The 3,354-nt window shown below is 51.9% G+C and carries 4 protein-coding genes; all 4 read left to right on the top strand.

Annotation, left to right across the window (positions count from 1 at the left end):
* The coding region (locus P9687_RS17190) for an iron-sulfur cluster-binding protein (protein WP_443089694.1) at positions 1 to 378 on the top strand (378 nt) is incomplete at its 5' end.
* A gap of 275 nt (positions 379 to 653) precedes the next feature.
* A complete protein-coding gene (locus P9687_RS17185; protein ID WP_035181882.1) occupies positions 654 to 1,565 on the top strand; it encodes a dihydroorotate dehydrogenase in 912 nt (303 codons plus the stop codon).
* Positions 1,558 to 2,265, top strand: coding sequence for an orotidine-5'-phosphate decarboxylase (gene pyrF / locus P9687_RS17180; RefSeq protein WP_014095534.1), 708 nt, complete (start codon positions 1,558 to 1,560; stop codon positions 2,263 to 2,265). Before P9687_RS17185 ends, pyrF begins: the two co-directional genes overlap by 8 nt.
* On the top strand, positions 2,265 to 2,900 hold the full coding sequence (pyrE, locus tag P9687_RS17175; RefSeq protein ID WP_035181877.1) for an orotate phosphoribosyltransferase: 636 nt from the start codon (positions 2,265 to 2,267) through the stop codon (positions 2,898 to 2,900). Before pyrF ends, pyrE begins: the two co-directional genes overlap by 1 nt.
* Positions 2,901 to 3,354 lie beyond the last annotated feature (454 nt).

Here is a 3,354-nt window from a genome sequence, read left to right as displayed (position 1 = left end):
GTTGAAGTCCGCCACGTGCTCGGGTTTGAATCGGCGGCCCGCGCTTTTTACGTGGAGAAGTTTTCAACCCTTGCCCCGACATCCGTCGCAACGGTGGACGGTTCATGGGGGACGAAAGGGTTTGTAACGGATGTACTGGCGGCGGAGAATTGGGCATTTGACTGTTTGTACGCATGCGGCCCGGCTGCGATGCTGCGCGCATTGGAAGCGGCATACCCGGGGCAGCGCGGCTTTTTCTCGCTTGAAGAACGGATGGCGTGCGGAACCGGCGCTTGCTACGGGTGCGTCTGCCGCCCGAAAAATGACCCAACCGGCACCGCTTCGAAAAAAGTATGCAGCGACGGGCCTGTATTTGAAATGGGGGAGATCCTAATATGACCGAGTTACCTGAACACCATGATGAAAGACGGGAAGTAAAGCACCGCGTTCCCCCGGATTTGCCTGAACATCATGCTGAAAGACGGGAAATAGAGCACCGTGTTCTTCCGGATTTGCCTGAACATCATGCTGCAAGACGGGAAATAGAGCGCCGTGTTCCCCCGGATTTGTCTGAACATCATGCTGAAAGACGGGGAATAGAGTGTCGTGTTCCCCCGGATTCACCTAAAGACCATGCCGAAAGACGGGGAATAAAGCGCCGTGTTCTTCCGGATTTGCACGTCGAACTGCCGGGCTTGTCCTTGAAAAATCCGGTCATGCCGGCATCGGGCTGCTTCGGTTTCGGGCGTGAGTACAGCCGCTGGTATGATTTGAGCGAACTGGGCGCGATCATGATTAAAGCGACAACAACAGAACCGCGCTTCGGCAACCCGGTCCCGCGGATTGCGGAAACGGAAGCCGGCATGCTGAATGCAATCGGCCTGCAAAATCCGGGGCTGGAAAGTGTGCTTGTGGAAGAGCTCCCGTTTTTACAGTCATATGATGTTCCAATCATTGCGAATGTAGCGGGCTCCACTTTTGAAGATTATGTCTACGTGTCCACCCGCCTTTCAAAAGCGCCGAATGTGCACGCGCTTGAACTCAATATTTCCTGCCCAAACGTGAAATCCGGCGGCATCGCATTCGGTACCGATCCGGAGATGGCGTTTGAACTGACACGGCAAGTAAAAGCTGTTTCGGAAGTGCCGGTGTATGTAAAACTTTCCCCGAATGTCACGGATATTGTGGCGATTGCCAAGGCAGCAGAAGCCGGCGGTGCCGACGGGCTCACGATGATTAACACACTCCTTGGCATGAAAATCGATTTGAAAACGGCGCGCCCGCTTCTCGCCAATGAAACAGGGGGGCTCTCGGGACCGGCCGTCAAACCGGTTGCTGTCCGGATGATTTACGAGGTGAGCCGGGAAGTGGATATCCCCATTATCGGCATGGGCGGTATTATGACGGCAGAAGATGCAGTGGAATTTTTATACGCCGGCGCCAGTGCAGTCGCAGTCGGTACCGCGAATTTTATTGATCCGCTCGCCTGCCCGCGCATCATCCGTGAACTGCCGGCTGTGATGGAACAGCTCGGCGCCGAAAGCATTCAAGACCTGATAGGAAGGAGCCACACGCAGCATGCATAAACCGATCATCGCCCTTGATTTTTCATCGGAAGAAGAAACGCTCGCTTTTTTACAGCAGTTTGGCGGCGAACCGCTCTATGTCAAAGTGGGAATGGAACTGTTTTACCAGACCGGCCCTTGTTTGATTGCTGCCCTCAAAGAAATGGGGCATGATATTTTTCTTGATTTAAAGCTGCATGACATTCCACATACAGTGGGGCGGGCAATGAAAGGGCTGGCACGGCTTGGAGTGGATATGGTGAACGTCCATGCCGCCGGCGGTTCGGACATGATGAAAGCCGCTTTGGCTGGTTTGGAAGCCGGCACCCCTGCAGGGAAAAAACGCCCGGCGATTCTCGCAGTAACACAGCTAACAAGCACCTCTGAAACGCAAATGCAAAAAGAACAGGGCATTTTAAAACCGCTGCGCGAATCAGTGCTGGATTACGCTGTGCTTGCTTATGATGCAGGGCTTGACGGTGTTGTCTGCTCCGCATTTGAAGCCCCTGATATTACGGCGCGGCTCGGCGGGGCGTTTTTGAAAGTGGTGCCGGGCATCCGGCTGGCCGGAGATGATGTTTCCGATCAGAAACGTGTCGTTACACCTGCGAAGGCAAGGGAACTCGGTTCGACCGCAATTGTCGTCGGGCGTTCGATTACGAAAGCGCCCGACCCGTACGAAGCTTATTTAAAAGTGAAACAACAATGGGGGAACGAATAATGGAAAAATACATTGCCGGACAATTGCTTGACATTGAAGCTGTTTTTTTAAAACCCGGTGAACCTTTTACATGGTCATCCGGAATCAAATCGCCAATTTACTGCGATAATCGCATTACATTGTCCTATCCGAACCTGCGGAAAGAAATCGCCATCGGACTGAAAAAGCTGATCGAAGCACACTTCCCGGAAACGGAAGTGGTGGCAGGCACGGCAACTGCCGGGATTGCCCACGCCGCTTTTGTCAGCGACCTGATGAATTTGCCAATGGTATACGTCCGTTCGAGTGCAAAAACACACGGCAAGGGCAACCAGATCGAAGGGCGGGTTTCCACCGGGCAAAAAGTTGTCGTTGTCGAAGATTTAATTTCAACCGGCGGCAGCGTGCTCACCGTTGTCCGCGCATTACGGGAAGCCGGCTGCGAAGTGCTCGGCGTTGTCTCGATTTTTACATATGAACTTCCGGCCGGAGCGGCAAATTTTGCAAAAGAAGGCATCACCGCTTACTCCTTATCGAATTACTCCACACTGCTTCAGGTTGGCGTAGAAAGGGGGCTGATCCGGGAAGAAGACTTGGCGACACTCGAGGAATGGCGGCGGGAACCGGAGAAATGGGGGAAATCCAAAAAGGGCTGAACAAGATACTTTGGTTTGCTATAAAATATGGCAAAAGTAAGCTTACTGTTGTTTCAGGGAGGCATTTAAAAACACAAATGAAATCGCGGGACCATAGCAAATTGTTTTTTTTGGAGTATTCAAGACAAAAAGGAGCCGCACCTAGGCCTGAAATGTTTTTTTCAAGCTGTCAAAAGGACAAAACACGCTGCATCCGGGCCCGAAATGTCTTTTTGAAGCTGTCAAAAGGACAAAACAAGCTGTATCTGGGCCCGAAATGTCTTTTTGAAGCTGTAAAAAGGACAAAACAAGCTGTATCTGGTCTCGGAATGTCCTTTTGAAGCTGCCAAAAGGACAAAACACGTTGCATCCGGTCCCGAAATGTCCTTTTGAAGCAGTCAAAAGGACAAAACGCGTTGCATCGGGGTCCAAAATGTCTTTTTGAACCTGTCAAAAGGACAAAACACGTTGCATC

The sequence above is a fragment of the Weizmannia sp. CD-2023 genome (assembly GCF_036225245.1).
Classification (GTDB): domain Bacteria; phylum Bacillota; class Bacilli; order Bacillales; family Bacillaceae_C; genus Weizmannia; species Weizmannia faecalis.
This window is presented reverse-complemented; position numbering and strand designations above follow the sequence as displayed.

What these genes read in the sequence shown, in the direction of transcription:
- pyrE (WP_035181877.1), top strand. Translation starts at nt 2,265, where the DNA reads ATGGAAAAATACATTGCCGGACAATTGCTTGACATTGAAGCTGTTTTT.
- pyrF (WP_014095534.1), top strand. Translation starts at nt 1,558, where the DNA reads ATGCATAAACCGATCATCGCCCTTGATTTTTCATCGGAAGAAGAAACG.